Annotated in this window: 24 protein-coding genes and 3 pseudogenes; 12 read left to right on the forward strand and 15 right to left on the reverse strand. The window is 57.5% G+C overall.

The window, feature by feature from the left end; all coding sequences use genetic code 11:
• Positions 1-28: 28 nt before the first annotated feature.
• Positions 29-781, reverse strand: coding sequence for an SDR family NAD(P)-dependent oxidoreductase (locus AC07WT_RS32195; RefSeq protein ID WP_494950093.1), 753 nt, complete (start codon positions 779-781; stop codon positions 29-31).
• A 677-nt stretch (positions 782-1,458) separates the two neighbouring features.
• On the opposite strand from AC07WT_RS32195, the gene AC07WT_RS32200 reads away from it, so the two are divergent.
• Positions 1,459-1,752 carry a hypothetical protein gene (locus AC07WT_RS32200; RefSeq protein WP_494950094.1) on the forward strand — a complete coding sequence of 98 codons (294 nt, stop codon included), beginning with the start codon at positions 1,459-1,461 and terminating at the stop codon, positions 1,750-1,752.
• A 123-nt stretch (positions 1,753-1,875) separates the two neighbouring features.
• On the opposite strand, the gene AC07WT_RS32205 is transcribed toward AC07WT_RS32200, so the two are convergent.
• The 5 genes from AC07WT_RS32205 to AC07WT_RS32225 form a co-directional block, all read right to left on the reverse strand.
• Positions 1,876-2,148: a hypothetical protein gene (locus tag AC07WT_RS32205; RefSeq protein ID WP_062091079.1), complete on the reverse strand. Its 273-nt coding sequence runs from the start codon at positions 2,146-2,148 to the stop codon at positions 1,876-1,878.
• 603 nt (positions 2,149-2,751) lie between these two features.
• A complete protein-coding gene (aspA, locus tag AC07WT_RS32210; protein WP_494950095.1) occupies positions 2,752-4,170 on the reverse strand; it encodes an aspartate ammonia-lyase in 1,419 nt (472 codons plus the stop codon).
• A gap of 93 nt (positions 4,171-4,263) precedes the next feature.
• The gene (gene cuyB, locus AC07WT_RS32215; RefSeq protein WP_492590013.1) at positions 4,264-5,733 is read right to left on the reverse strand and encodes a cysteate racemase; all 1,470 of its coding nucleotides are present in this window, start codon (positions 5,731-5,733) and stop codon (positions 4,264-4,266) included.
• The gene (locus AC07WT_RS32220) at positions 5,730-7,019 is read right to left on the reverse strand and encodes a dicarboxylate/amino acid:cation symporter (RefSeq protein ID WP_494950096.1); all 1,290 of its coding nucleotides are present in this window, start codon (positions 7,017-7,019) and stop codon (positions 5,730-5,732) included. The genes cuyB and AC07WT_RS32220 overlap by 4 nt, the downstream gene beginning before the upstream one ends.
• Positions 7,020-7,197: 178 nt before the next feature.
• Positions 7,198-8,109, reverse strand: a complete 912-nt coding sequence (locus AC07WT_RS32225) for a LysR substrate-binding domain-containing protein (protein WP_492590009.1) — start codon at positions 8,107-8,109, stop codon at positions 7,198-7,200.
• Positions 8,110-8,208: 99 nt separating this feature from the next.
• Here AC07WT_RS32225 and AC07WT_RS32230 point away from each other — a divergent pair, with 99 nt between their 5' ends.
• Positions 8,209-8,661 (forward strand): SDR family oxidoreductase, encoded by a 453-nt coding sequence (locus AC07WT_RS32230; protein ID WP_494950097.1) that lies wholly within the window; start codon positions 8,209-8,211, stop codon positions 8,659-8,661.
• 217 nt (positions 8,662-8,878) lie between these two features.
• Here the strand turns inward: AC07WT_RS32230 and AC07WT_RS32235 are convergent, their stop codons facing one another.
• The gene (locus tag AC07WT_RS32235; protein ID WP_492590005.1) at positions 8,879-9,418 is read right to left on the reverse strand and encodes a hypothetical protein; all 540 of its coding nucleotides are present in this window, start codon (positions 9,416-9,418) and stop codon (positions 8,879-8,881) included.
• Positions 9,419-9,636: 218 nt separating this feature from the next.
• Positions 9,637-10,449 (reverse strand): class I SAM-dependent methyltransferase, encoded by an 813-nt coding sequence (locus AC07WT_RS32240; protein ID WP_494950098.1) that lies wholly within the window; start codon positions 10,447-10,449, stop codon positions 9,637-9,639.
• Between the two features lie 498 nt (positions 10,450-10,947).
• Between AC07WT_RS32240 and AC07WT_RS32245 the strand changes: the two genes are divergently transcribed.
• The 5 genes and pseudogenes from AC07WT_RS32245 to AC07WT_RS32265 all read left to right on the forward strand — a co-directional run bounded on the left by AC07WT_RS32245 (position 10,948) and on the right by AC07WT_RS32265 (position 15,726).
• Positions 10,948-11,214 carry a hypothetical protein gene (locus AC07WT_RS32245; RefSeq protein ID WP_494950099.1) on the forward strand — a complete coding sequence of 89 codons (267 nt, stop codon included), beginning with the start codon at positions 10,948-10,950 and terminating at the stop codon, positions 11,212-11,214.
• A gap of 1,459 nt (positions 11,215-12,673) precedes the next feature.
• Positions 12,674-13,249, forward strand: a complete 576-nt coding sequence (locus tag AC07WT_RS32250; RefSeq protein ID WP_492579792.1) for a phasin family protein — start codon at positions 12,674-12,676, stop codon at positions 13,247-13,249.
• Positions 13,250-14,272: 1,023 nt separating this feature from the next.
• Complete coding sequence (locus tag AC07WT_RS32255; RefSeq protein ID WP_494950100.1) at positions 14,273-14,716, forward strand: response regulator; 444 nt, start codon at positions 14,273-14,275, stop codon at positions 14,714-14,716.
• 243 nt (positions 14,717-14,959) lie between these two features.
• Positions 14,960-15,229, forward strand: coding sequence for a DUF1488 family protein (locus AC07WT_RS32260; protein ID WP_494950101.1), 270 nt, complete (start codon positions 14,960-14,962; stop codon positions 15,227-15,229).
• 199 nt (positions 15,230-15,428) lie between these two features.
• Positions 15,429-15,726: pseudogene (locus AC07WT_RS32265) on the forward strand (acylphosphatase).
• 195 nt (positions 15,727-15,921) lie between these two features.
• Here the strand turns inward: AC07WT_RS32265 and phoU are convergent.
• Positions 15,922-16,629 (reverse strand): phosphate signaling complex protein PhoU, encoded by a 708-nt coding sequence (phoU, locus tag AC07WT_RS32270; RefSeq protein WP_494950102.1) that lies wholly within the window; start codon positions 16,627-16,629, stop codon positions 15,922-15,924.
• Between the two features lie 395 nt (positions 16,630-17,024).
• Here phoU and phaP point away from each other — a divergent pair.
• Positions 17,025-17,495 (forward strand): annotated as a pseudogene (phaP, locus tag AC07WT_RS32275) (TIGR01841 family phasin); the annotation flags it as partial.
• Positions 17,496-17,735: 240 nt separating this feature from the next.
• On the opposite strand, the gene benD reads toward phaP, so the two are convergent.
• The 5 genes from benD to catA form a co-directional block, all read right to left on the reverse strand.
• The gene (benD, locus tag AC07WT_RS32280) at positions 17,736-18,512 is read right to left on the reverse strand and encodes a benzoate diol dehydrogenase BenD (RefSeq protein WP_494950103.1); all 777 of its coding nucleotides are present in this window, start codon (positions 18,510-18,512) and stop codon (positions 17,736-17,738) included.
• Positions 18,509-19,531: a benzoate 1,2-dioxygenase electron transfer component BenC gene (benC, locus tag AC07WT_RS32285; RefSeq protein WP_494950104.1), complete on the reverse strand. Its 1,023-nt coding sequence runs from the start codon at positions 19,529-19,531 to the stop codon at positions 18,509-18,511. The genes benD and benC overlap by 4 nt, the downstream gene beginning before the upstream one ends.
• 39 nt (positions 19,532-19,570) lie before the next feature.
• Positions 19,571-20,059, reverse strand: coding sequence for a benzoate 1,2-dioxygenase small subunit (benB, locus tag AC07WT_RS32290; protein WP_494950105.1), 489 nt, complete (start codon positions 20,057-20,059; stop codon positions 19,571-19,573).
• Positions 20,056-21,414 carry a Rieske 2Fe-2S domain-containing protein gene (locus tag AC07WT_RS32295; RefSeq protein WP_494950106.1) on the reverse strand — a complete coding sequence of 453 codons (1,359 nt, stop codon included), beginning with the start codon at positions 21,412-21,414 and terminating at the stop codon, positions 20,056-20,058. Before AC07WT_RS32295 ends, benB begins: the two co-directional genes overlap by 4 nt.
• 113 nt (positions 21,415-21,527) lie before the next feature.
• A complete protein-coding gene (catA, locus tag AC07WT_RS32300; RefSeq protein WP_494950107.1) occupies positions 21,528-22,463 on the reverse strand; it encodes a catechol 1,2-dioxygenase in 936 nt (311 codons plus the stop codon).
• Positions 22,464-22,637: 174 nt separating this feature from the next.
• On the opposite strand from catA, the gene AC07WT_RS32305 reads away from it, so the two are divergent.
• The 4 genes and pseudogenes from AC07WT_RS32305 to AC07WT_RS32320 form a co-directional block, all read left to right on the forward strand.
• Positions 22,638-23,561: a LysR family transcriptional regulator gene (locus tag AC07WT_RS32305; protein WP_494950108.1), complete on the forward strand. Its 924-nt coding sequence runs from the start codon at positions 22,638-22,640 to the stop codon at positions 23,559-23,561.
• Positions 23,562-23,666: 105 nt separating this feature from the next.
• Positions 23,667-24,794, forward strand: a complete 1,128-nt coding sequence (locus AC07WT_RS32310; RefSeq protein ID WP_494950109.1) for a muconate/chloromuconate family cycloisomerase — start codon at positions 23,667-23,669, stop codon at positions 24,792-24,794.
• Positions 24,795-24,887: 93 nt separating this feature from the next.
• Positions 24,888-25,166 (forward strand): muconolactone Delta-isomerase, encoded by a 279-nt coding sequence (gene catC / locus AC07WT_RS32315; protein WP_492589982.1) that lies wholly within the window; start codon positions 24,888-24,890, stop codon positions 25,164-25,166.
• A gap of 16 nt (positions 25,167-25,182) precedes the next feature.
• Positions 25,183-25,308: pseudogene (locus AC07WT_RS32320) on the forward strand (benzoate transporter); the annotation flags it as partial.
• Between the two features lie 83 nt (positions 25,309-25,391).
• Here AC07WT_RS32320 and AC07WT_RS32325 read toward each other — a convergent pair.
• The gene (locus tag AC07WT_RS32325) at positions 25,392-25,931 is read right to left on the reverse strand and encodes a Uma2 family endonuclease (RefSeq protein WP_494950110.1); all 540 of its coding nucleotides are present in this window, start codon (positions 25,929-25,931) and stop codon (positions 25,392-25,394) included.
• Between the last annotated feature and the right edge of the window lie 185 nt (positions 25,932-26,116).

Genomic DNA, 26,116 nt, shown 5'->3' on the forward strand with positions numbered 1-26,116 from the left:
TCTCGTGCCTGTCGTGACTTTCGTGCCTTCAGTACGTCGCGCGTCCGCCGGACAGATCGAACACCGCACCGGTGCTAAACGCGCAATCTTCGGACGACAGCCAGAGAATCAGCGACGCCGCTTCTTCGGGCAGCAGGAAACGATTCATCGGGATCTTCGAGAGCATGTAGTCGATATGCTGCTGCGACATCGAATCGAAGATCTCGGTTTTGGCCGCAGCGGGCGTGACGGCATTGACGAGGATGTTTTTCGTCGCGAGTTCTTTGCCGAGAGATTTGGTCAAGCCGATCAACCCGGCTTTGGACGCGCTGTAGTGTGACGCGTTCGGGTTGCCCTCCTTGCCGGCCACCGAAGCGATATTGACGATCCGGCCATAGCCTTGCCTGAGCATTTGCGGCACGACCGCGCGGCAGGTGAGATACGGGCCAATCAGATTCACGTCGATCACGCGGCGCCAGATGTCGGGTTCCAGCTCCCATGTCGTGCCGTTACCGCCGGTGATGCCCGCGCAGTTGATCAGCACGTCGATCGCGCCATGAGCCGCGACGGTTTGCGCCACCGCCTGGGTTACCGCCGCTTCCTGAGTGAGCTCGACCGTGATGGCGGACACCTTGCCCAGTTCGCTCAATTCGCGTGCGCTGCGCGCGAGGCGCTCGGCGTCGATGTCCCACAGCGCGACCGAGGCGCCCGAGTTCAATGCCCGTTGCGCCACCGCGTAGCCAATGCCGCGCGCACCGCCGGTAATGACGACGACGCGCCCCTCCAGATCGATTCGATTCATCGCTGTGCTCCTGTGGCACGCTTAAGCGGCGTGCTTTTCAGTTGTGATTTCTGCTGGCTCTGCATTCTGTTCAGCAAATATACGAGCGGTGCGATGCGCTAACAATCCGAGTATTGGAGGAGGCGATAACAAAAGTGGATCGGCGGGAGGAGCACAGTACGGAGGTTGCCAAGACGCTGGTTCGTCGTAAATAAAACCTGTCCGCTCGCAAATAAATCTGTCTTGGCGATTTCTCGCAATAGAAACTGGCCTGACGCTTCGCCTCGGTGTGCACCATTTTCAAATCAAACTGGCCTGAGGTTGCGAATCCCTTACCTGGCGGGCAACCGCTGCCGAAGCGCGGAGCGCCCCTAACGCTACGCCACCACCACAGTAACTTCGTTGAATTTTTTACAACGCTGGACTTCCGAGAAATCGAGCGCAATCTACGAAGGCTACTGACGCCAACGAAGCGGTAGCTTAATGAGCCTGGTTCGTCGATGTGCTGCCTCGGCTATGGGATACGACCTTCGCATCAAGCGCAAAGAGAACTGGTTCGACGAAGGGGCGGAAATCAGTCTTCACGAGTGGAAGACCTCTTTAGATACTGGTGCCATTTGTTGGCTGCCCGAAAGGGAGCACCCCAAGGCCGCCCCAGTTGATGAGTGACGTCGCCCCGCGGAATCCAGCGCATCCGAATGTGCACCAACATCTCGTCAATGCTGGCCGGCGTTAAGCAGCATCCAAATCTGCCGCGTCGGTGGCTCGGCAAGAATCCGCGCAAACACCGCGGGGCATCGAACGCAGGTGCAGTGCTCTTCTACTCGCGCGTCTTTGACCGCGCCGATACCGTTAAGCGTGAGGTCCTGGTGCGGAAGCTCTTCCGCCGGCTTACCGTACAGGTCAGCGCATGGCGCGCGGAGTTGAATCCAAAGGTCCATTCATCAGTTGTCGGCAATTTCGAGCGACATGCGGCCAGTCGGTGCTCGTAGAAAGCATAGGTTTCAAAGCGAGGAATATCTGCGACGGGGCGTCGCAAGGTAGACCAGTTGAGGTAAGCGCACCATTAGTGCCCACGCCATCAAAAACGAACAACGAATCGATGTCTTTCGCGGTTAGTCCCCAAACGGGTTGCCGGTGTCTTTCACTTCGGTATTGAGGTTGTATTCCGCACGCACGGCCTTGAGCACGCCCTCGATGTCGCGCTCGAAGCCGACCGCGTTGCCGAAGTGGGTCATGTTCCAGTTGCAGCCTGTCTTGTCAGCCTCTTGCAACTGCGGCCGCGGCACACGAATCTTCACGCCATCCTCGACGATTTCCTGCAGTCGATGGATTCGCCGGTTGACCTCCTGTTGAAGCTGCGAGGCATTGAGCGTCTTGCGTATCATCCAAGTCTCCTTCCGGTTGCTCAGGCCAGTCTAGCGCAAGTGAGGCGTTCCGCGACCTGGCGCTGAAATGCAAAGTGCCTGAAAGAGCAGGCGCCTTGGTTCGTCGGGGTGCGTCAGTAAGTCAGTACGCGACAATCACGATGCCGCTGCCGCCAATGCCACGACCACCGATGCGCACATCCGCTTCCGGCGTGCCTTGCGATGCTTGTTTCCAAACCGGGGCCGGGCATGTTACCGGCGGACAATATGACGAAACGTACCAAGGCCCCGTGAGACTTGCTCCAGGCGGCGCCTCGGTCGGAATTCTTTCACTCAACAAAGCTGCCTTGCCGAATGCGTCTGGGCGCGGTCTTTGTGGACACTGTCGGAGTGGGGCTGCTTGAAGTCGGTGCACCGCGAGATAATGTTTCCGTCCAGTGAACAACATTCACGAGTAGCGACGGCTTCTCATTGTGGACGAGACATCGAGAGTAGCCGCCGCGCAATGACGCGTGAGCGACAGAAGTCGAAAGGCACACGAGTAGCGCCAGTGGCAACCAGTTACATCCACCGGAACTTAAAGTCGATGACCGGAGCTGGCCACGCGCCCCGGTTGACCATTCTTTAGGCAGCCGACGTGGCTTTCCTCGGCTGGGTCAGCATGGCGGGCTGCAAAATCTCGTTGAGCTGAGACTGACTCAATAGCCCTTTGCTAATCACTATCTCCGCCACGCTTCGACCAGATGCAAGGGCTTCCTGTGCAACCTCCGTCGCATGCGCATACCCAATGTATGGGTTAAGCGCTGTCACGATTCCAATCGAATTTTCGACGATTGACCGCAGCCGGTCCCGATTGGCTGTGATTCCGTCGACACATCTGGACGCCAGCGTCAAACATCCTGCCCGCAGATGGGCGACACTCTTGAAGAGGCTGTGCGCGATGATTGGCTCGAACGCGTTGAGTTGAAGCTGCCCGGCCTCTGCGGCAAAGCTGACGGTCACGTCATTACCGATGACCTCAAACGCTATCTGATTGACGACCTCGGGTATGACCGGGTTGACCTTGCCCGGCATGATGCTGGAGCCGGCCTGAACCGGTGGCAGATTGAATTCCCCAAGACCTGCGCGGGGGCCGCTTGAAAGGAGCCGGAGGTCGTTGCACGTCTTCGAAAGCTTCACCGCAACGCGCTTCAACACACCAGACAGTTGCACAAATGACCCGACATCCTGCGTCGCTTCGACCAGGTTTGGAGACGTCGTCAACGGAATACCGGTTACGTTGCTCAGGTGACGGCATACGAGTTGTGCATACTCGGGATGAGTGTTGATGCCCGTTCCAATGGCTGTTGCGCCCAGGTTAATCTCACAAATCAACTTCGATGCTTCCCTGAGACGCTCCTCGTCTTCGCCGAGCATGACAGCAAACGTGCTGAACTCCTGTCCCAACGTCATGGGAACTGCATCCTGCAGTTGAGTTCGCCCCATTTTCAGGTCGTCCTTGAACTCTTCGGCCTTCCGTTCGAACGATGCTCGAAGCACGGCCATTGCGTCTACCAGTTGCATGATTCCCGCGTACGTCGCGATTTTCAATGCAGTCGGGTATACATCGTTCGTGCTTTGCCCGAGGTTGACGTCCTCATTGGGATGAAGGATGTGGTACTCGCCTCGTTCGTGCCCGAGGTGCTCAAGAGCAAGATTGGCAATGACCTCATTCGCGTTCATGTTGGTTGAGGTGCCGGCACCGCCCTGAATGACGTCAACGACAAAGTGCTCGTGTGCGATACCGGAACGGACCTGCCTGCAGGCTTGCACAATAGCCGACACCTTGACCTCGCTGAGAAGCCTAAGGTCGTAATTCGCTAGCGCAGCCGCCTCTTTAACGTTCGCAAGCGCGTTGATGAGATTCGGATAAGCCGAAATAGGAATTCCTGTGATGGGGAAATTCTTGAGTGCGCGCAGCGTGTGGACGCCATAGTAGGCTGCCGCTGGTACGGCGAGGTCGCCGAGAAGGTCGTGTTCGATGCGTTCGATGGCCGCGAGCATAGCTATCCTTATTAGGTAAAAATTTGGACGAAGTGCAACACCCGACGCCCGTGTACACCACAGGTCGGAGGAAAGAATGATTCGCTCGGTCGCTTATGGGCGGTGCGATTCCGATGCTGCAGTTGCGTATGCAACGCACTGCCGGGCAAGTACGTCTGTAGGGTCCACCAGGCGGACCGATGTGCCACTCGTCCCGACAAAATCCGCCCGCGGAAACAGTAGCGGCAACTCGGTGCAGCCAAGGATGACGACTTCTACGCCCTGGGAAATGAGTCCATCTATCGCAGCAGCGATATCAGACTGGCATCGCCCGGTCGTGAATCCTGCTTTCACGCCTTCCTTGCCATAAATTGCATCCATTACTCGCGCCTGCAAAGCCGGGCCCGGAACGACCTGCGTTAACCCTTGTGAAGAGAGCGCCTTTTTGTATACACCGCTTTCGACCGTACCCGAGGTCGCCAGCACGCCGACTGAACGCAGCGAGGGAAAGGTCTCGCGAAGGTAGCGGACAGTAACCGTCAGCATGTTCACGATAGGTATGCCGAGATAGGGCTGGATACGCTCGACGAACGCGTGAGCAGTGTTACACGGGATAGCAATGATGTCCGCGTCTCCGGCTTCGAGCTTCTTGCATGTCGCGTAAAGGGAGATGGTCGGGTCAGGTCCATCGCCAATCAGGCTTTCTGTGCGGTCCGGAATCTGCGGGTTCTGCTCGACCAACAGTTTGATGTGGTCCTGGTCCCGTTTAGCGGGCGTGTTGCGCACTATCTTATGGATGAAATCGACGGTTGCCGCTGGTCCAACCCCACCGACTATACCGACCTTGAACAGCGTTTCGGGCGAGGAAAACTGACCCGATACAACGTATTGCGCATATGCCAGATTCGAATCGAGTAGCGGCACCTGCAGCGGGCCAATCTCCTCGGCTACCAGAGCGATTTCGGTCAGACCCGGGACAATGAGGTTGACGCCCTGCGAGATGAGGTCCTCACACGCCTCGCGCAAAAGCTTCACCGGTAGGCCACTCAGGTTCCCGCTCTTAACGCCCTCAGACCCATATACGGCTTCTGTGACGAGGTCTAGGCTCTCCCGGTGGCGGGGATAGACAACCTCAAACTCGGGCGGTGCAAAATATTTCTCAAACAAACCTTTCCTACGCGTGTAATCGGACGCCAGCACACCGATTCGACGCACGGCAGGAAATTTTCGCCGAACGTGACTGCGAACAGCCTCAACCATGTTGACAATCTGAAGCGGTGAATTTGCCTTCAGCTCGTCGATGAACGTGTGACTGAGGAAGCAAGGAAGCACGACCGTCGTCACGCCTTGCTTCTCGAAGCGGCCAATCAGGTCGAAGATATACAGCTTGCGTTGCGTCGTGGCCTCAGTCCCAGTACCCAAACTTCCGAAAGGATGCTGTTCGAATACCACGTCGAAGTGCTCCGCGTCGCTGGTAGCAGGAGTCGATTTGACGAGCTTGAAGAATACGTCCGCGCTTGCCAAAGGCCCCAGGCCACCCACGACCCCGAACCTGCGCACGTTCCTTTCCTTCACTTCCCTCATTCCGTCTCACCTTGCAGTTGAACGAAAGCAGTGTCGCTGGCGCGTTTCGCATGCCTGGCTGAGCGCTTGGCCTCCCACTTCGCGATGACGGCCGTTGCGATGCTGTTGCCAATCACGTTTGTGGCGGTTCGCCCCATGTCAAGGACCTGGTCGATGGCGAGAATGAGCACGACTCCGGACGGCGGCAGATGGAACATCGGTGCGACAGCAGCAACCACGACCACCGAGCCTCGGGCGACACCTGCCATTCCCTTGCTGCTAACCATGAGTACGAGCAACATCATGATTTGGGCACCCAGTGGCATATCGATGCCGAAAGCCTGTGCGATGAAAATCGCAGCGAAAGCCTGGTACATCATCGAACCGTCCAGATTGAATGCGTACCCAAGGGGCAAGGTGAACCCGACAACCTTTTTGTCGACCCCGAACTCTTCGAGCTTTTCGGTCAGGCGGGGGTAAGCCGCTTCGCTGCTCGCCGTCGAGAAAGCGAGCATCGCAGGCTCCCGAACCGCCTTTAACAGCGCCCAAATCTGCTTTCCGAGAAAGCAATAGCCAACGATGATGAGAAGCGTCCAAAGAAGCGCCAGACCGACATAGAAGCTGCCGATGAGCTTGCCATAAGTGGTCAATACATCCAGGCCGTGTACCGTAATTGCTGCGGCGAGCGCGCCGAATACACCAATGGGCGCGAGGCGCATGACGTAGTCGGTCAGCTTCAGCATTGCGGGCACCAGGGCATCTACGCCTGCAATCAACGGCGCCACGCGTGGGTCGGTCTTGATGACGCTCAGCACGACCCCAAACAGTACAGAAAAGACAAGGATTTGAAGGATATCGTTTCGGGCCATCGCATCGATGATGCTCGTCGGAAACGCATGGGTTACGAAGTCCTTGAAGTTCAGGCCAGCGGTATTCAGACCTGTCGTGACATCGGCGCTTGTCTGGACCATATGTAACCCTGCGCCTGGCTGAAACAGGTTCGCCAGGACAAGACCGAGAGCGAGGGAGAGGAGAGACGCGCAAAGGAACCATCCCACCGACCTGAATCCGATTCGGCGTACGTCGCTTGTTCCCGCCATGCCGGAAAGTCCAGACACCAACGTCGCAAAGACCAGCGGCGCGATAATCATCTTCACAAGGCGAAGAAAGATATCGGTGATGATTGAAAAGTAGCCGGCGATGGTCTTCGCTTCAGCGGCATCCGCGACCGACCGGTGGCAGATGTATCCAACGACAACGCCGAGCACCATGCCGACAAAAATATAAAGTGTGAGGCGATTCTTCATTTGAATCCGTCCAGAATGGCGCCCGGCGGTGGGATGCATCACCGGGCGCATGAATGGCAAAAACGTCGCTGAATTAGCAGGTTTTTGTGTATGGACGGATGTTAAGGAACGTCAAAAATACGTCGATGCTATTACTGCATGCACCTATGCGAGTTTCGCATAACCCGTGAAAACCCCATCAGGAGGGCTGCGAAGCAGCACGAATGTGTCCCCAAAGCTTCTCCAGAAACTCGCTGCGATTTGAGGCATCGCGGTATACGCGCAGCTCGACCTCGAGATGCCATTCGGTGCGCCCGGCAGGCACCAGTTCGCCTGATTCGAGTTCGCTACTGATGGAACTTTTGGGCAGCCATGCGACCCCTTCACCTTCCATCACGAGTTTCTTCAGCACTTCCGCCATGTCCGATTCGTAATGAAGCTGCAGCGCCGGGGCAGCAGTTGCTTGCTCAAGCAGTAACGCAAGGCACCGGCCAAAATAGCTGGTTTCCGTATAGGAGATCAGCGGGAGTGGACGGTTCGCCGTTCCCGGCAACCGGAACGCAGGGGCTGAGCGTTCATTGGGTCTGCAGACCGGCATGAACGTGTCGACGCCTACGGTGAGATGCTGGTATCGCGCCGGGTCCAGATGCAGCGGCAACTCTGGATGGTGATACGCAAACATCAGTTCGCAGTTACCGTTGACGAGCATCAGAATCGAATCGTGCACGTTGGTCGGAATAACCCGAGCGCGTACCTCGCCAAAGTGCGCGGTGAGCGTCTTCAGCCATGCAGGCAGAAAGCTCAGCGCGATTGTGTGGCCGGCCGCAATCTGCAGGCCTTTGCCGGCCATTCGCTGCTCGGTGCGAATGATGGCGCGCGTATCGAAAAGCTTTTCGAGTATGTCTTCGGCTGCTTCCTGAAACAATCGCCCCGCCGGCGTTAGCGTCGGAGGAAAGCTGCTCCGGTCGATGAGGTCGGCGCCCACCCATTGCTCAAGCGACTGTATTCGCCGACTAAACCCTGACTGCGTCACATTCCGAAATTCCGCTGCCCGTGAAAAGCTTTGATATCGGGCAAGCGCGATGAAGTCTTCAATCCACTTGATTTCCATGTCTGGTCCTGTGACAAGCCGTAGCGCCTGCGAGACCGGGAGATTCTACGCCGGGCCGCTTCCTGAGTAACGCTGTAGGATGCGGATGTCATCGAGATTGTGGGTGCGGGAAAGAGACTGAATGTCTCGCTCGCGCGGCTTGTTGCGGCAGAGGGTATGCGGGTTGCCCTTGCTGCACGCGACGCCAGCAAGCTGGCGGACCTCGTCGACGAGACAGGCGTTCTCGCCTTGCATTGCGGCGCAAGTCGGCCGGACGATGTCAAGGCACTTTTTGACCGCATAGATGATGCACTGGGCGCTCGCGACCTCGTTGTCTACAACGCAAGTGCCCGCTACCGCGCGGCAGTCGAAGACATCGACGCAGAGAAACGTGAGGATGCGTTTAAAGTGACCGCCGTCGGTGGCTTTCTCGTAGCCCAGGCCGCAGCGGTTCGAAGACCACTACAGGATACGATGCCGGGACACGCAATGAAAAAAATGGACGCGCACGAAAGCGATATGCACCCGATGTCACCCGATGACGCCATGAGTCCGGCGAAAACCGGGCAGTAAGGAGCGCCCGCGCTTCGCGTCAGGGGTTACTCAACCTGATGAAGCGCGAGTAGCGAATCACACTTATGTCACGCGCCTGGTATTCGATTTCCGGCTCTGGACCGTCGCTCCCTGCGCCCAACGCCTCAGATGTTGGCGCGTATTGGAGCCCGCCGGCTGCTGGACGCAAATACAGAGCTGTCTGGCGTGCACATAACCACTTCACTCCCTTGATAAGCTAGGGCTGGCTCATCTCCCCATCTAAAATCCATTGGCGCTCACTTTCGGATAGCCGGTTAATTCTGAGCGTGCCAGCGCCCTTTAGTCCTTTGAATTTTCCAGCAGCGCCACTGACTTCCCAAAGGCCAGTGAAAACGGAGCGTTGTTCGTCACCTTTTCCTGATAGGGACAGCTGACGCAACTGTGTCTTGAGGTAGAGGATATCGCCGGGGCTACGAGAGATGACGAGATAGCCGGTCCCTCGACCGTTGGCTTCCGGTCCCAACGTAACTTCATGAAATCCCCACTCCTGGACCTTCGCGCCGCGCAGCATTCCCTCGCCCACGACCTTGCCCGAACGCCGCACGAGCGCGACATATCGATTGCTGCCATCCGCAAACTCCAGTTTTGTGTACTCGTTCGGTTGGCCCGGTTCGCCCTTCTTCACGTCAAACCTGAATTCGACTGTAAAAGGTTCCGCAGAGGCCGGCAGGCTCGTCGATAACCAGCACGCTGCCGCCGTCCCGAGGACTACCGCAAATTTCTGGAAATGTCTCACGCCTTTCTCCTGTGGAGTTTCGCCGGGCGGCGGAAATGCTATCAAAGTGCAGTACGTGACGTCCTGGGTGGTATGGCGGCGCAACGTGACGAAGCCTCATCGTGCGTAAGCAGTTCGACGCCCGCGGCTGCAAACTGGGAGCAACAAAGGCATTATGCAAATCCAAGGTGTTCAGGCAGGATGACGCTGATTGCGGACAGAAACAACACGACGACCGTTCAAGGCTTCCTCGCTGAGGCAAGCACGCACGGCATCGGCACCCGAACCTCTCCGTCGCTTTGATACGCGGCGGCATCTTCGGACACCGATTTTTGAATCAAAGCCAAGGCCTCCGGCGACTGAGCCTTCAAAATTGCGGCGATGCGCACGCCGCCGCGCATCAGCATGTCGAAAGGCGTTTCCGGAATGCGAATGCGCAACGTCTGGCTGATTTCCTGGACGTGGGGCTCGTCGAATCCCGCTGCGACCAATACGCGTTCACATTCGTGCAAGTCGCTGAACCGGAAGAACGGCGGCCCAGGGGGCAGTGGAACATCCAGTCGACCGTGCGCCTCGATTGCCTTGAGCACCATCGCGAATCCGACGGCTTTGTCCGGTGTCGCCCACACAGTGAAGCCAATCCTGCCGCCGGGACGGAGCACCCGAAACGTCTCGGCGAGTGCATGCTCCGGATGGGCGAAGTGCAACATCCCGAAGCTAATACCAACGGCGTCGAAACTCTCGTCGGGAAAGGGCAGGTCTTCCGCGCTGCCAATACGGAACGTGAGCTCGGGATACATGCGCCTTGCCTGTTCGACCATCGACTCGGCGAAATCGACACCAACAGCATTGGCGCCGCGCTGCGCCGCTGCGGCAGCGAGATAGCCAGGACCCGACGCGACGTCCAGGAAACTGACCCCGGGCCGGACTTCCAACGCATCGAGCAGGGCGCTATTGGATTGTGTGGTCAAGTTGGCGAAATACGTATGGTAGGGCTGCGCGACCTTCTCCCAACCTTGGTGCTCGAAAGCACTGAAATTGTCTTGTTCCATTTCAGCTTCTCCACGCTTCGTCGTGCTCGCACAAAGCGATGCCGGACCGGCATGTTGTGCTCGCTCATCCTCAGGGTGAAAGTCAGACCTCGCGTCGAGGGGCCGCGACGGGTCCGCACATCACACTCTGTTATAGGTCCCCAGCGTTGGAGTTCAACGAACATTCAATGCAGCGTCTGGACGCTGTGCAGCGATGACCAGTTCTGCCACATTTGCGCTGCGGCGAACGGATATCGATGTTTTGCACGCCTGGCAACACAGGCGAATTGCAAGTGTTGGCTTCGCGTCGGCAACCATGATTCATGGTGTTAGCCGGGACCCAACACTGCGGCATCCTTTCCACCCTCCGCTTACCGGGTCCCGCCGGTGCAACGCAATGAAGCCCTTGTGTCACAAGCGAGACGAGCGAGCGGTGATTGCACGGGCATACTCATTGCGTAGTTGTGCCAGCCCGTCACTCGAGCGGCGCCCACACCGCGTACCCCACTGGAGACTAACGTGCTGGCAACGAAATCGTGTACCGCAACCTGCGTCATTGACGGCATCGCCGTCACGCTCACATTCTTCCCTGACACCGGCGTCCTGCGAATTACCGACGCCACTGGTGCCCGATTAAGGGAGACGAGGTGGTCCGCTTCCTGGCATAGCCTTGTCACGACATTCCGCGAACTCAGCGAAACACCAGTAGAGGACCCTGAGGCCCTCTTCCGTTATCAGCACCGCGGCTCCGCGCGCATCGAAGAACCGATGGCCGCGTTTAGCTGAATTTGCGGGACAGTACGCCGCACCGAGCCGCGCCTCTCCACCGCCATCCTAGTACTTCCATGTAGGCGACGCTTTCTTCGGGCGTCGAGATGGCGAACCGGACGGCGTTGCCAATGTGGCGAGCCAAGTAACAGAAAGCGCCAGAGCACCAGGGCGCAAGGCCCATGCAATGAAAGTTGCGACCAAATCGACATTCTCCAGCGACCTGCAAAGTCGTACGAGCTTGTCGACAGCACACCGCACACATCGCTTACCAGCGGTAACTCCTTACCCCGCGATTCTCACGGAAAACGGACTAGGCGACTTGGGTATGCCCCGTGCAGAGGCAGTGAACGTCGAGATTGAGGACGGCGGCGAGACACGCGCAAGCGTTCAGCGGAGGGACCGTGATTCCGCGTCGCCAATACTCCACGTCGTCTTCACTCACGCCTAACCACTTCGCTGCGTGGGCTGACTTGATATTGGCGCGTTTGCATGCCCTGTCAACGCGTGCAGCCAAGGCGCGCCTGAGGCGGTTGTCCTGTGCGCTACGCTCAAGGTGACTGATATTTTGGGCCTGTCGATTCATCTTGTGTCTCTCAGCTTATATTTTTGTGCAATTCAGCGCCACTCATCGACAGCGTCGAGCGACGATACACGTCCGCCATGACAGCCTCGTGACGCAATGTTAAGTACGCGTCAACCTGCAAGGCGCCGAAGTTGTGTGTTGGTTGTTTGCACAACTATTCCTCCGCGTGCGCATTGGTGTCAAACAAAAAAACAATGCGCACAAGTCGTTGCGGCGTATTCAGCGTGCTCCGCTTCTCTCGGTCGGCAACTGTGTCCCATCGCACAGACGATGTAAAGCCATCATGACTCGATATGGTGAAAGCCAGAGCCTGCCCGGACTTCTCCAAATGAACCGCCCCAATAAAGGGTGCGGTCTATAGCGTTTCTCGCACGGGCCAGCCTCTTGTTTAAGCTGGGGCGGGGGTACTGGAAGATTCGCCGTTGCCTCATCAGCAAAGTGCGAACATTTTTCAACGCGTGCGCCAGCGTTCGACTGAACCGTTGACGATGGCGTCCCACTGGGCAGACACGCCTACGCGCACCGAAGCAACGACTTTGCGCATCGAGTTCGACAGCGCTCCACAACGGCTTCGGCCGGCTGACTGCAACCCTTTTTTGCGGCGTTGCACACACCCAGATAAACGTTCATATATGACCTCCAGGCAAGGCCCCTAAGCGTTGGCCGGGTTTTCCCTGGAGCACCGCTATACGTCAACAGCAACGGGGCATTAAGCGTCTCCGGCACACGCCGCGTATCGTCGCAACGCAGCAAACGATTGACATTCGCACACTCAGTCCTAGAATGAACTCCGCTGCACCGCACCAATGTTCCTATTTTGTGGCTCGTCGTTTGTGATGCCGTTCGGCGGTGTTCCGGAGACTCGCCACGTCCACCCTTATGGAGTTAGTGATGAGCAGTCTCGCCCCTGAACAACTTTTCGCAGCGCAGAAGGTCGGTTTCGAAACGATATCTGGACTCCTGACCAAAGCTTTCGGCGGCGTTGAAAAGCTGGTTGAACTGAACCTACAAGTGGTCAAATCGACGCTCACCGAAAATCAGGAAATCACGGCCAAGGCGCTTTCGTCCAAAGACCCACAGGACTTGTTCGCTCTGCAGGCCAGCTATACGCAGTCGGTGACAGACAAAGCGCAGTCGTACGGCCGTAAAGTGTACGAAATCATCTCCAGCACGCAAGGTGAATTCGCGGCGGCGGCTGAAGCGCAGTTCCAGCAGTACTATCGCGAGACGCAAGAGTTCGTCGACAAGCTCGCGAAGTACGCACCGGCCGGAAGCGAAACCGCCGTGGCAGCATGGAAGACATTCATCACGACGGCCAGCGAAACGGCCAGCACGACGTATGAAGCTGCCAAAAATGCTACGAAGCAAGCCGTTGAGATTGCCGAAAGCAATGTTAGCGCTGCGTCGTCGGCCTCGGCTAAGCGGACTCGACAGGCCGTCGTACCAGTCGCCGCCGCTGAGAAGTAACAACGTTTTTGACGTCGGCCACCGGCGTCTAATTCTTCAAGCGAGCCTCTGCTCGCTTTTTTTTGCGCGTGGCCTTTTGGAGCACGGCGGCGTCCGGCGCGCCTCGGATGCCGTCATGAAGCAGTGGCCTGAGCTAGAAATTCGCAGGCATGGTTGCGCGGGTAGCCGCCGTTGCTTCGTTGGGTTGCGTTCACTGTCAATCATGCGATTTGACCAGACTCCTTGTGGCCGAAACTTCGTCGCGCCAAGTCCAATGGGGCACGACCGAACCAACGGGAGCGAGGTTGAAGGAGAAGCGGATGACCACCGCAGAAAAGTCCTTGCGTTCACTGGTTGAAAGATGGCTGACGCCAACTTCCGCGACACCAGTTCGGGTAACCCAATTCGGTCGCACAGCCTCTAACGGGAGACGTTATGTATGCGTTGAGGCACTGCGACCCGAAGGCCCGGTTGCGCTTTTTTTCTTCCGGCACGATGACGGTACCTGGCGCGTGTTCCCGCCTGAGAGCAGGAGCTAACAATACATGCTTACGCAAGTGCGGCGTGATGTGGTTACCCGAAAGTAGCAGCACCGGGCACGTCAGGCGAAAATCCGGGAGCGGCCCATCTGTAGCAGCCAGTCCGTCACGAGTTCATCTGCTGTTTGCGACGTCCTGCTGCAGGCAGCGGCATAGCCAAGCTTGGCGAAAAGTTCGGCCCACGCCCGAAGGACTTCGGCTAGGCATTAGAACGATAATGAAATGCATGCTGACGGTTTCGACTGCACCTGTCGCAATCACCCGCCCGAGCTGGATGCTCAACGCCGGCCTGCTGCTGCATGAAGTATCACCGTTATCGCCGCCGATGGTGCTGTTGTCACCTCCAAGGTCCGACGAATCGGTGGTTTCGCCGAGTTGCCCCACGTTTTTTCAAGTGTTAGCGTGAAACTCGTGGCACGGAGCGGCCGCGGTGACGCAAATAGCCAGGTCTCGCGGCAAGCCAGTTCTACACGGGCCAGGATACGTTCGACCAGGAGGCAGCATCATGGTCCACCGCGTCTATGTCGACAGCACCGATGACTTCGTGATGTGGCGCGCTGTCGATGCACTGGGCCCGATTGCGCGTCCGCGCGTCCTGGTGGTCGATGACTACCCCGCCGGCGCAGATGCGCTGCAGCTGTTACTGGAGCAGGACGGGTTCGAAGCTCGGAGCGTGGGCGATGCTCGTACGGCACTTGCGGTCGCCGAACAATGGCTGCCTTTCGCCGTTGTTGTCGACCTTGCCATGCCCGGCATGACTGGCTTCGAACTCGCACGCCAACTCCGGCTTGGCGCACTCACGCGCGATATGTTGCTCGTTGCTTTCACCGCGCGTGCCTCCCCCGAGGACATAGTCCGCGCGTTCAAGGCAGGTTTTGATGGGCATTGCGCGAAACCGCTCACGCCGGTTCAGTTACTCACCGTGCTCCGGTCCGTCACAGGCAGGTGAGGCTGTAAGCGCGACCCGGTAAATTTCGACAGCTGCGGTCGCCGTCGGCGGCCGACTCTGTGGCCATCCCGCATTTCCTTGACAATATGGCGCACGTCTGGTGCCGGTCACGATTCGGCTGCCCCACTGACGTAAGCGAGAACTCTCTAAGCGTAGGGCTCTATGATTTATGATGAGACGAGTACCGACGCCAGTCCCTGCGGGGGCAGCCCGGTGGCTGGGTCAACAAAGAACCAATGAACCATGGACAGCACTCTCGCCGCAGAAGCCAGCGTTTCGCCAGACGGAAAACTGGTAGTTTTCATCGTCATTGCCCGCGGACGTGCGGTGCAATGTTCGATTACCCGAGACGTACTCGAACAGTATTTCTGGGCGCCCATCGGTGCAAACAATGCGCGTCTTCTAAAAGCTTATATGGACGGACACAAGCGGATTGTGGCAGCTGTTGAACGAAAGGTGCTGAAAGGCTCGGACGAGCCAATAAAGCTGAACGCCGCAGATTTTTCTCACTGAGCGTCGCGTTACTCCGTTTCGCGCAGACAAAAACAACCAGTTGTCGTGAAGAGAGCTTTGGCAGATGCATGGCCGGATGGGGCGCCGTTAACCGGTGAGTAGCGCCGACTCGATAGCTTCCCAACTTCGCAATAGGCGCGTCCATGCGGAGCCGTTCGGCGCGCAGGACATCGTGTCAGCCAACGCTCGAAACACACGGATGGAAGACGACCAGAAAAATGGAATACTTGAGACGCGGCTGGTGAGGGTGCACGGCCTCGTGCCGGGTATTGGCTATCGGGAGCCGCGCCCATGCACTGGGCGTCATTGGCTGGGTCCGCAACCGCATGGACGGCTCGGTTGAAGCGATGATTCAGGGTTCGCCGGAGCAGCTTGCAGAAATGTGTGCCTGGTTAAGTGAGGGCATGTCCGCCGCGCTTGCCGACAGGCTTGAGGTAACCGAGGTCCTGCCACCGTTCGCCCGCTTCGAACACTTTGAGCGATTACCGACGTTGTAGGGACTAACGGTTTGCCGCATTGCATTCCCACTGTGCATAAGTCTGGCGTGCCAACTTTGAACGATGCCTCCTCCTCGACCCGGAGGCTCAATTTTCATTGCCAGGGACGCTTCTTCGAACGCAACTGCTAGCGTTGGGCAGATGACCGCGGCGCAACAGTACCTGCGTTCTGAGAACTGCCCGCTCGCGTCGCCTTCAACTGCGCGAACCCTCGCGCTCATGCTGCTTTCTATGTTCGTGGCGAATATCGGTACCGCGAGCAACATAGACGACGGACTCGGCGATATTTGTCGCATGGTCGCCGATACGTTCGATAGCCTTCGCGATGAACAGATAGTCCAGCCCCGTGGAAATTGTTCGAGGGTCTTCCATCATGTATGTCACGAGTTTTCGCACGAACGCCCGGAACTGGTTATCGATGGCTTCGTCATCCCGGATAATCTGTTCTGCGGCAGTCGTATCCATCCGCGCAAACGCGTCCAAAGCCCGGCGAAGAACGCTTGAAGCCATTTCGCCCGAAACCTTGATTTCAGTGATGTTGATGTTCTGCGCGTTTGCTTCCCTAGCGATTCGACGGGTTCGCTTCACAATCTTGTGTGCCTCGTCTCCCGCACGCTCGAGGTTTGTGACGGAATTTGAAGCCGCCATCAGGAGCCGAAGGTCACGAGCGGCCGGTTGCCTCCGGGCGATGACGTTACTAATTTCCTCGTCGATTTCGATTTCCATCGCATTGAGCTGGCGTTCACCGTCGAGAACGAGTTCGACAAGGTCCAGGTCGAATGCGTTCAGCACTTCCATTGTGTGGACAATCTGTGACTCGACCAGTCCGCCCATTTCGAACAGCCTCGTTGAAAGCAGATTGAGGTCGGCGTCGAACTGACTTGAGAGATGTTTGTCTGGCATATTTGCTCCTCAACCGACGCGGCAGGTAACGTAATTTTTAGTTGCCCGCTGTGTCGAGTTCGACAGAATCTGTTCGGGCTGCACCAATCCCGGCGAGCTCGTCGAAATACATGAATGGAGTCCGCCCCGTGAGTTGGCCGCCCGATACATGGGTGCGTGTCCTCCGCGGCAAAGGTCACTCGCCAACAGAGGTCCACACAACTCTCCCCGGAATTCTTCGCACAACCGCAAACATTCCACGTCGACGTAGTAGCGAAACTGATTGACTTCCGGGTATTCCCCCGTACAATGAGTTTTGCTGCATTGCAGCAATTGGCCTTCGGCCCTCGCGGCGCGTGGATTCTGTTTTCACTCAGTGCCCCTCGCACTTGCCGCCTTACCCCTTCGGAGCAGTGATGAGCACTCTTACCCCCCAACAACTGGTTGCCGCCCAGCAAGCCAGCCTCGAAACGCTTTTCGGCCTGACGAACAAGGCTTTTGAGGGCTTCGAAAAGCTGGTCGCGCTAAATTTGCAGGTTGGCAAAGCGACGCTCGCCGAAAACCAGGAAATCCTGACCAAGGCACTTTCAGTCAGCAACCCGAGTGAACTGTTCGCGCTGCCAGCAAGCCTGTCTCGGCCTGTTGCGGAAAAGGTGGCAGCGTACGGCCGCCAAGTTCACGAAATCGCGTCCGGAGTTCAGAGCGGATTCTCGGCCGCCGCGACAACGCAGGTCCAGCAATTCCAACGAGATGCGCAAGGGTTCGTCGAAAACCTCACGAAGAATGCCCCGGCAGGAAGTGAATCGGCCGTTGCAGCATGGAACTCGGCCTTCTCCGCAGCTAATGCCACCTATGAATCGGCCAACAAGGCGGCAAAGCAGTTCGTGTCGACCGTATCCGCCGTTCAATAAGACTGCTTGGTCTCCCACAGACCTTCTGCATCGACAAATGCGAACTTAGGTTCGCATTTCTACTTCCTGCACCGGATGTGTTGAGAAGCGACGAATGCCGAACATGGTTGCATTGAACGAATACCGTGCCTCGTGATTACGCACTGACCGAAATCCGTAGTGGAATGCTACCGCTCTTCGCTAGTTCCTAAGTCAGTTGGGCCGAGAATTCGTAGTTCAGCCGGTGTCACCGCCTGCTACTGGCAACACGGTGCCGGTGATATAGCCTGCCTCGTCCGAAGCGAGGAACAGAATCGGCGCGGCCTGCTCGTCGATGCTGCCATAGCGTTTAAAGAAGGTCGATTCAGTGACCTGCTTCACCGCTTCGCCCATCCAGACTTTTTCCTGCTCGCTATCGCCGGCAGAGTTACGCGGGACACGTCGCGGAGGCGCATCGGTTCCACCCGGCGCGGTGGCGACCACGCGGATGTTGTGGTCTGCGTATTCCATCGCCAGCGACTGCGTAATCGCGTTGACACCGCCCTTGGCCGCAGAATACGGTACACGGCGGATACCGCGCGTGGCATTCGAGGAGACGTTGACGATAGTTCCACCGCCGCGCTTGAGCAGGTACGGCAAAACTGCATGGCAAGCGTACAGCGTGGGCATCAGGGAGCGCCGAATTTCCGCATCAATCTGTGCAGGCTCGAACTCGGCGAACGGACGCATGCGAATCGCACCACCCACGCCATTGACCAGAATGTCAATGCCGCCAAACCTGCGCGAGGCAAAGGCCATCGCCGACGCAGCGCCTTCGTACGCCTCAAGGTCGGCGACAAACCCTGCTGTGTCCGCGCCGTCCGCTTCGGCGGCGACTTCTGAGACGAAGTCGGCGCGGTCGACGAACAGCACCTTGCCGCCTTCGGCGGCTGCGCGAAGCGCTACCGCGCGACCGATGCCCTGCGCGGCGCCGGTGACCACCATGACCTTGCCAGCGAATCGTTGCGTGCTCATGCGGTCCTCGGTGCTGCGTTAGCAGTGAATTTCTCGTAGTGGAAGCTGTTCGGCTTCACGCCGTTGTCGTCGAAATGCTTACGCACTGCATCGACCATCGGCGGTGGCCCGCACAGGTACACGTCCACGTCACCATCATTGACGGCCTCCGCCGGCACGTGCTGCGTCACCCACCCCTTGCGAGGATGGGTCGAATCCGTGTCGGCCACGACGGTGCTGTAAGTGAAATTTGGCAACTTCGCCACGTAGGCTTCGATTCCATCGACCTGCACGAGGTCAAGGTCTCGCGTTACGCCGTAAATCAGATGAACTTTTTGCTGCGAATTCGCACGAGCCAGCACTTCAAGCATCGACAGGAACGGTGCCAGGCCTGTGCCGCCAGCGAGGAACAGCAACGGCCGCTCAACAGCGCGCAGATAGAAGCTGCCGAGCGGTCCGGTCAGCTCCACCTTGTTGCCTGCTTGCGCGGATTCGAGCCAGGTGCTCATCACGCCACCAGGAATTTTCTTAATCAGAAAACTGATTTTCGATTCGCCCGGTGCTGACGAAAAAGAATATGAACGGTGCTGACCGCTGCCAGGAACGTCAATGTTGACATACTGGCCCGGCAGGAATACCGGCGCGGTCGCCTCCACATCCAGTTCGAGCACGATGGCCGCATCGTTGTGCGCTTCGACGTTTGATACGGTAGCGGCGAACTTGCTTTCCTCAGTCTTGCATGCAGTGGAAGATGCCGGCACCGCAATGACACAATCGCTTTCTGGCACCATCTGGCAGGTGAGTACAAGACCGCCTTCCTTCTCATCCTCGGTCAGCGCGTCTTCGATGTAATCGTCGCCCAGGTCGTAGCTTCCGCTCTCGGCTCGGCACTTGCAGGTACCGCACACGCCATCAGAGCAATCCATCGGCAGGTTAATTTTTGCGCGAAAGGCGGCATCGAGTACCTTTTCGCCCGCCTTGCATGTAACGAAGCGGGTCACGCCGTCTTCAAAATTCAGTGCAATGTTGTAGCTGGACATCTTGCCTCCTGTACTTCTCATTTCCGCAGATGTTTGCGCTCAAACGTGGTAAACGTCGAGCACCTGGCGGATGTAGTCGTCCTTCAACACGATGCGCTTGTAGCAAATCAACAGTTCATCGTTGACCCTTCGCAGAGTCACGAACATCGTGCCGAAGAATTGGTCGGTGGTTTTGTATCGGTGGCTGAGCGTGTTGAAGTTGTAGCGCACGTCCACTTCGCTCTCGCGCTCGGCCAGCACTTCCACATTGGTGACGTTGTGACTGGTTCGCGGTTCAGGCATCGAGGCACCACTGCGTTCGGTCTTGATGCGGAACACACGGTCTTCCAGGCCGCCACGGTCCGGGTAATACATCAGCGAAATTTGACTCTCGTGGTCGTCGGTGAGCTGGTCGTCGTCATCCCACGCCGGCATCCAGTAAGTGACGTCCTCGGTATAGCAAGCAAGCCAGTCGTCCCATTGCCGGTCGTCGAGCAGGCGCGCTTCGCGGAACAGCACGGCGCAAATTTTCTGGTAATCGAAGCTCATGCCAGGGCCTCCCCTTGTTCCTTTTTGAGTGCGTCGCGCATCAGGTGCACCCAGTATTCGTGTTGACACACAAACAGGCCTTCGTCTTCGCTTCGCTCGCCTGAGATGAGCGGCTTCAGGCCCATACTTTTCGCGTTTGCGTCGGGACCTTCGACCCACAACGGCGCCCCGCGCGAAAGGTCGTTCCACAACGCAGTGGTACCGGCATAGCCAGCCTGGCAGGCGCGAAACTCTTCGAGGTCATCTGCGGTACCCATACCCGAGACGTTAAAGAAGTCTTCGTACTGGCGGATGCGGGTAGCTCGGTCGGCTGCGCTCTCGCCCTTCGGAGCGAAACAGAAGATGCTGACTTCGGTCTTGTCCACGCTGATTGGACGTACGACGCGAATCTGCGTGCTGAACTGGTCCATCAGGAACACGTTGGGATATAGGCAAAGGTTCCGGGTCAGGTTGACGATGAAATCCGCCTTCGCTTCGCCCACACGTTCCTTGATTTCGTCGCGGTATTGATAGACCGGTCGCACTTCCGGGTTCATCGTCTTGGTCCACAGCAGGATGTGGCCGTGGTCGAACCCGTACACTCCGGCTACCGACTTGCTCCAGCTGTTCGCATCCACAGCCTTGGTGCCTTCGACCTTGCGCCGGTCCATCGTCGCAGCGTAGTTCCAGTGCACGGTGCTGACGTGGTAGCCGTCGCAGCCGTTCTCCATCTGCATCTTCCAGTTACCGTCGTAGATGTACGATGAATTGCCGCGCAACACTTCCAGTCCGTCCGGGGCCTGGTCAACGATTTGGTCGATGATGACCTTGGTCTCGCCGAGGTAGTCCTCCAGTGGAATCGCGTTCGCGTTGAGGCTGCCGAACAGGAAGCCGCGATAGCTCTGGAAGCGTGCGACTTTTTTCAGGTCATGCGAGCCGTTGGTATTGAATTGCACCGGGTATTCGGTGGTCTTCACATCTTTCACTTTCAGCAGCTTACCGGTGTTGGCGAAGCTCCAGCCGTGGAAAGGACAGGTGAAGGTGCCTTTGTTGCCGTGCTTTTTACGGCACAGCATCGCGCCCTTGTGCGCGCAGGCGTTGATGACCGCGTGCAGTTCGCCGCTTTTGTCGCGAGTTACCACTACAGGCTGGCGGCCAATCCAGGTGGTGTAGTAGTCGTTGTTGTTGGGAATCTGGCTTTCATGCGCGAGGTATACCCAGTTGCTCCCGAAAATGTGCTTCATTTCGAGCTCGAACAAATCAGTGTTCGTGAAGATGTCGCGGCGGCAACGGAATACACCGTTTTGCTTGTCGTCCTGAACGGCGGTGTGCAGCAGTTCATCAAGTTGCGAGGCTTTGTCGATAATTGCAGACATGAGTGCTCTCCCTACGCGTGCTCCAGGTTATGGGGCACGCGCATCGGTGTCGAAAGATTCTTGCGAAGGATTGAGCGGCAGCAGTGGTACGACGTAGCGGCCGCGTTTAGCGGTTAGGCGGTAGCAGACGCACGCAGGCGATGGACGACCTGGTTATCCTTGCCCTGAATCAGCGGAGTCAACTCGATGTTGAACTCGATTTCCTTATACGTATCGGCCTTCATTCCCAGCGCGGTGCCGCCGGTCTTTTCGACCACATGGGGAATCAAATCCTCGCGGGTGGCGTAGGCAAAGTCGTCCCAAATCAACGGGTCGCCCTCAATGTTGATTTGCGTCGTCAGCTTGCGGTACTTGTCCGTGGTGACGAAAAAGTGCACATGCGCTGGGCGGTTGCCATGGCGGGCGAGCAAGTTCAACAGTTGTTGGGTCGCGCCATGCGGCGGACAGCCATAGCCTACCGGCATGAGCGTACGGAACTCGTACTTGCCGTCGGGACCGGCGCTGACCGCTCCGCGCAGGTTGAACTCGCTCTGCGCGCCGGTCGGGTCGAAGTGCGAATAGAAGCCTTTCGAGTTGGCGTGCCAACATTCGACCACCGCCCCTGCAACCGGCTTGCCATCTGGACCGGTTACCGTGCCGCGGATGACCAATGGGCCGGCATCCTCGTCCGGATTGATATCAATCTTCGATACGCCATCGCGCACCGGCGCACCGGAGACATACAGCGGACCTTCGATGGTACGCGGCGTGCCGCCGGTGATTTCAGCCGCCTTGTCCTCCGCGTCCATGCGGATGTCGAGGTATTTTTCCAGACCGAGGCCGGCAGCAAGCAGCGCAGCTTCGCCGTCCTGGCCGAGCTTGTTGAAGTAGTGGACGCCAGCCCAGATTTCGTCGGGCGTCATGTCGAGGTCGTCGATGGCCTTGAACAGGTCGCCCAAAAGGCGATTGACAATCAGCTTTGCGCGAGCACTGCCGTCCTGGCTACCAACGTTAGCAGCAGCCTTCAGCAGGTCCTGCACTTCCGTCGTATCGAACACTTTGACGCTCATGTCTGCTCCTGAATCTCTATTTTCTGGTGGGGTAAACCCTTGGTTTAGCGCCCGCTTGAATATGCCTGAGAGGTATAATGGGTGCTGAAACAGAGTGTAAATGCAGAATAATGGACGCCGGAAGGCCGCGTCCAACACTGATTTAGTATCGGTCTATATCTACGAGGTATTGAAATGGAACTGCGGCATCTTCGCTATTTCGTCGCCGTAGCCGAGGAACGCAATTTCACGCGCGCGGCACAGCGACTGAACATGGCCCAACCGCCTTTGAGCCGTCAGATACAGCAGCTTGAAGAGATTCTTGAGGTGCAGCTATTCCAGCGCGACTCGCGCCCGTTGAAGCTAACCGAGACGGGTAAGTTCTTCTATGCTCATGCCGTCCAATTGCTGGCTCAAACGTCCGAACTCGAATCAATGACGCGGCGCGTGGGCAACATTGAGCGCAGCCTCTCTGTCGGTTTCGTGGGCTCGACGTTGTACGGAATGCTGCCCAAAATCATCCGGCGCTTCCGCGATGAGAACACTACAGTCGAACTCAGCCTCCATGAGATGTCGACGATGGACCAGATTCGAGCGCTGAAGGACGGTCAGATTGATGTCGGGTTCGGTCGCATTCGGCATGAGGACGCAAACATCCGTCGGGTGATTCTTCGCGAAGAGAAGATGATTGTTGCATTCCCGGAGGGCCATCCACTCTCACTGGTCAAGCCCGTCCTCGCTCTCAGCGACCTGATCAACGAAACCCTGATTATTTTCCCTAAAGCGCCGCGACCCAGTTATGCGGACCAGGTGCTGTCGGCATTCAAAGACCGTGGTCTCAAGCCTCGCCGGATATACGAAGTACGAGAATTGCAGATTGCGCTAGGCCTCGTAGCGGCGGGCGAAGGAGTTTCTGTCGTTCCGAGTAGTGTGTACGGCCTGAAGCGAGACGATGTGAGTTACAAGGAACTGGACGACCCCACTCTGGTTTCCCCAATCATCATGAGCATGCGTGCGCTCGACGAGTCGCGGGACATTCGGGAAATGCTTGAACTCATCTATCGGCTGTACGAGGAGGAAAGGATACCCCATGCACCTCGTAACGATTTTGGGCGGTGATACCCGCTATACCTCGGAGGTATGGCACTAGACGTCGATGGTGTTGGACAGGGGGTTATTGGGCACGCAATACTTCAGCAACCCCTCAACTCCAACATTCCAGGTATGAACGCCCAAATCACCTCCGTCGAAGCGATTCTGGTTGACCTCCCAACCATTCGCGCGCATCAGCTAGCAATGGCAACGATGCAGCAACAAACCTTAGTCATCGTCCGTCTGCGCTCAAGCGATGGCATCGAGGGTCTTGGCGAAGCGACTACGATTGGCGGTTTGTCGTACGGCGACGAGAGCCCCGAAGGCATCAAGCTGACCATCGACACTTATCTTGCACCTGCAATTGTTGGGCAAGACGCGACCAACATCAACGACGCAATGCTCAAGCTGAACAAGGTTGCTCGGGGGAACCGGTTTGCCAAGTGCGCAATTGAGACGGCTTTGCTGGACGCTCAGGGCAAGCGCCTGGGCGTTCCGGTTTCAACGCTTCTTGGCGGCGCTGTCCGCAAGACGCTTCCGGTCCTGTGGACGCTCGCAAGTGGCGATACCCAACGCGACATCGATGAAGCAGAAACGCTGCTCGCCGAACGTCGCCACAATACTTTCAAGCTGAAGATTGGCCGGCGTAGCGTTCGTGATGACGTAGCGCACGTATCAAAAATCAAAGCCGCGCTCGGCGACCATGCCAAAGTCACCGTAGACGTGAATCAGGCCTGGAACGAGGCTGACGCAGCGCTGGGAATCGAAGCGCTTGAAGCTGCTGGCATTGACCTCATCGAGCAACCCACTCCGCGAGAGCAGCGCGGAGCACTGGCCAGGCTTGCATCGCGTTTCATCGTACCCATCATGGCCGACGAAGCAGTGACAGGCCCGGAGGATGCCCTTGAACTTGTGCGCGGCGCATGTGCGGACGTCTTTGCGCTGAAGATTGCGAAGTCCGGCGGAATCTACGGAATGATGCGTACAGCCGCCATTGCGGATGCAGCCGGAGTGTCCCTGTATGGCGGCACGATGCTTGAAGGCAGCATCGGGTCGATTGCATCGGCACACGGATTCGCCGCTCTCCCGCAACTTGCCTGGGGTACAGAGTTGTTCGGACCACTCCTGTTGAAAGACGACATCGTCACTGCTCGCCCCCAGTATCGGGACTTCGACCTTCATCTACCGGAAGGGCCGGGCCTGGGCCTGCATATCGATGAGGAAAAGCTCGCTTTCTATCGTCGCGACAAAAATAGCTGAGCGCACAGTCAATCCAGCACCGGGCACATCGACCCATTCCAACTATTATGCTGGCGGACCTGAGAGACCCCTACTTTTTTGAATGAGAAACACATGCTATATCTCGTAAGAATGGATGTACACCTGCCACACGATATGCCGGTGGCTCAGGCTGACGAAATCAAGGCACGAGAAAAGGCGTACTCACAAGAGCTCCAGCGCCAAGGCAAGTGGCAGCAACTACATCGCGTTGTCGGTGAGTATGCGAACTACAGCATCTTCGACGTCGACTCGCACGACGAACTGCACACTATCCTCTCAGGTCTGCCGCTGTTTCCGTATATGACGATGAAGGTGGCCGCGCTCGCGCGTCACCCGTCGTCCATCCGCTGAAGCCGCAACGGATGCCATGAATCGCGACACCGATGCTGCTCTAGTGTCTCCCGCTCCAAAAGGGAGCTGGTCCGTGTCGGCAGTAACTGCCGGGCTACTTGCCGTCATCATCTCTTATGCCGGACCGCTTGCGATATTTTTTTAGGCCGCACGTACTGTGATGGTCTAATTTCCTCGTCGATTCAGGATTGTCCTCCTATCGACCTGTCCGAGGAAATTAGACCATCACAACACGCCGGATTTCTCGAAGTACATACTGTCAAGAGATAGTGCTATCCCGAAAGTTGAAGTTGGTCGCCGACCTCTGGCGCCCCAGAATTCAACCTGTCCAAAGTGGTCCACAACGATTACCTCAGTTGCACCACCTTCCAGATAGCTTTTGATTCTCCGGGCTATGTCCCGGGTCCTGTCGCTATCGAGAAGCATTTCAACGCACAGGTCGGGCACGAACGGCACCGGCTCGTCGCGGTCGAAACTCTCCCATCTTTCGCTCGGCATCCAGACCACATCGGGCACCCTGATGCCAAACGATGGTGTCGTAACGGCAACCGACATGGCCGCAAGATGTCCAATCTGCTCGGTGAGGTCACAGTAGACATCCGTGACCGCTATCTGGCGCCTCGCCGACGGTCGCGAATCCATCACGACTTCACCGCGCTCGTTCAGCTCATACCATTCCTGCCAGCCAGATTCCGCCGCCGCTGTGGTCACGCGACGCCATGCGGCAAGCAATCCGTTGCGGTTCAGAAGAGTTGGCATGTCCATGAGCTTCTCGCCGGGAATTTACTTAAGCGTATACCCTTCTCCCGCGATTTAACAATTTGGCATGTGTGCACTGCACAATCAGCGTTACATCCTGGGTCATCGTCCGCACCCAGTCTGCCCTCCATGTACAGCTTCGGCAAAGCATCGGGCCAGTCAGTCTTCTGGCCTCGCACCGCCACTTCATC

It is taken from the genome of Paraburkholderia sp. GW821-FHT02A12, from assembly GCF_059422005.1.

Excerpts from the sequence above, each read along its gene's own strand:
- AC07WT_RS32195 (WP_494950093.1), bottom strand. The coding sequence starts at position 781 with ATGAATCGAATCGATCTGGAGGGGCGCGTCGTCGTCATTACCGGCGGT.
- AC07WT_RS32200 (WP_494950094.1), top strand. The coding sequence starts at position 1,459 with ATGTGCACCAACATCTCGTCAATGCTGGCCGGCGTTAAGCAGCATCCA.
- AC07WT_RS32205 (WP_062091079.1), bottom strand. The coding sequence starts at position 2,148 with ATGATACGCAAGACGCTCAATGCCTCGCAGCTTCAACAGGAGGTCAAC.
- aspA (WP_494950095.1), bottom strand. The coding sequence starts at position 4,170 with ATGCTCGCGGCCATCGAACGCATCGAACACGACCTTCTCGGCGACCTC.
- cuyB (WP_492590013.1), bottom strand. The coding sequence starts at position 5,733 with ATGAGGGAAGTGAAGGAAAGGAACGTGCGCAGGTTCGGGGTCGTGGGT.
- AC07WT_RS32220 (WP_494950096.1), bottom strand. The coding sequence starts at position 7,019 with ATGAAGAATCGCCTCACACTTTATATTTTTGTCGGCATGGTGCTCGGC.
- AC07WT_RS32225 (WP_492590009.1), bottom strand. The coding sequence starts at position 8,109 with ATGGAAATCAAGTGGATTGAAGACTTCATCGCGCTTGCCCGATATCAA.
- AC07WT_RS32240 (WP_494950098.1), bottom strand. The coding sequence starts at position 10,449 with ATGGAACAAGACAATTTCAGTGCTTTCGAGCACCAAGGTTGGGAGAAG.
- AC07WT_RS32250 (WP_492579792.1), top strand. The coding sequence starts at position 12,674 with ATGAGCAGTCTCGCCCCTGAACAACTTTTCGCAGCGCAGAAGGTCGGT.
- AC07WT_RS32255 (WP_494950100.1), top strand. The coding sequence starts at position 14,273 with ATGGTCCACCGCGTCTATGTCGACAGCACCGATGACTTCGTGATGTGG.
- AC07WT_RS32260 (WP_494950101.1), top strand. The coding sequence starts at position 14,960 with ATGGACAGCACTCTCGCCGCAGAAGCCAGCGTTTCGCCAGACGGAAAA.
- phoU (WP_494950102.1), bottom strand. The coding sequence starts at position 16,629 with ATGCCAGACAAACATCTCTCAAGTCAGTTCGACGCCGACCTCAATCTG.
- benD (WP_494950103.1), bottom strand. The coding sequence starts at position 18,512 with ATGAGCACGCAACGATTCGCTGGCAAGGTCATGGTGGTCACCGGCGCC.
- benC (WP_494950104.1), bottom strand. The coding sequence starts at position 19,531 with ATGTCCAGCTACAACATTGCACTGAATTTTGAAGACGGCGTGACCCGC.
- benB (WP_494950105.1), bottom strand. The coding sequence starts at position 20,059 with ATGAGCTTCGATTACCAGAAAATTTGCGCCGTGCTGTTCCGCGAAGCG.
- AC07WT_RS32295 (WP_494950106.1), bottom strand. The coding sequence starts at position 21,414 with ATGTCTGCAATTATCGACAAAGCCTCGCAACTTGATGAACTGCTGCAC.
- catA (WP_494950107.1), bottom strand. The coding sequence starts at position 22,463 with ATGAGCGTCAAAGTGTTCGATACGACGGAAGTGCAGGACCTGCTGAAG.
- AC07WT_RS32305 (WP_494950108.1), top strand. The coding sequence starts at position 22,638 with ATGGAACTGCGGCATCTTCGCTATTTCGTCGCCGTAGCCGAGGAACGC.
- AC07WT_RS32310 (WP_494950109.1), top strand. The coding sequence starts at position 23,667 with ATGAACGCCCAAATCACCTCCGTCGAAGCGATTCTGGTTGACCTCCCA.
- catC (WP_492589982.1), top strand. The coding sequence starts at position 24,888 with ATGCTATATCTCGTAAGAATGGATGTACACCTGCCACACGATATGCCG.
- AC07WT_RS32325 (WP_494950110.1), bottom strand. The coding sequence starts at position 25,931 with ATGGACATGCCAACTCTTCTGAACCGCAACGGATTGCTTGCCGCATGG.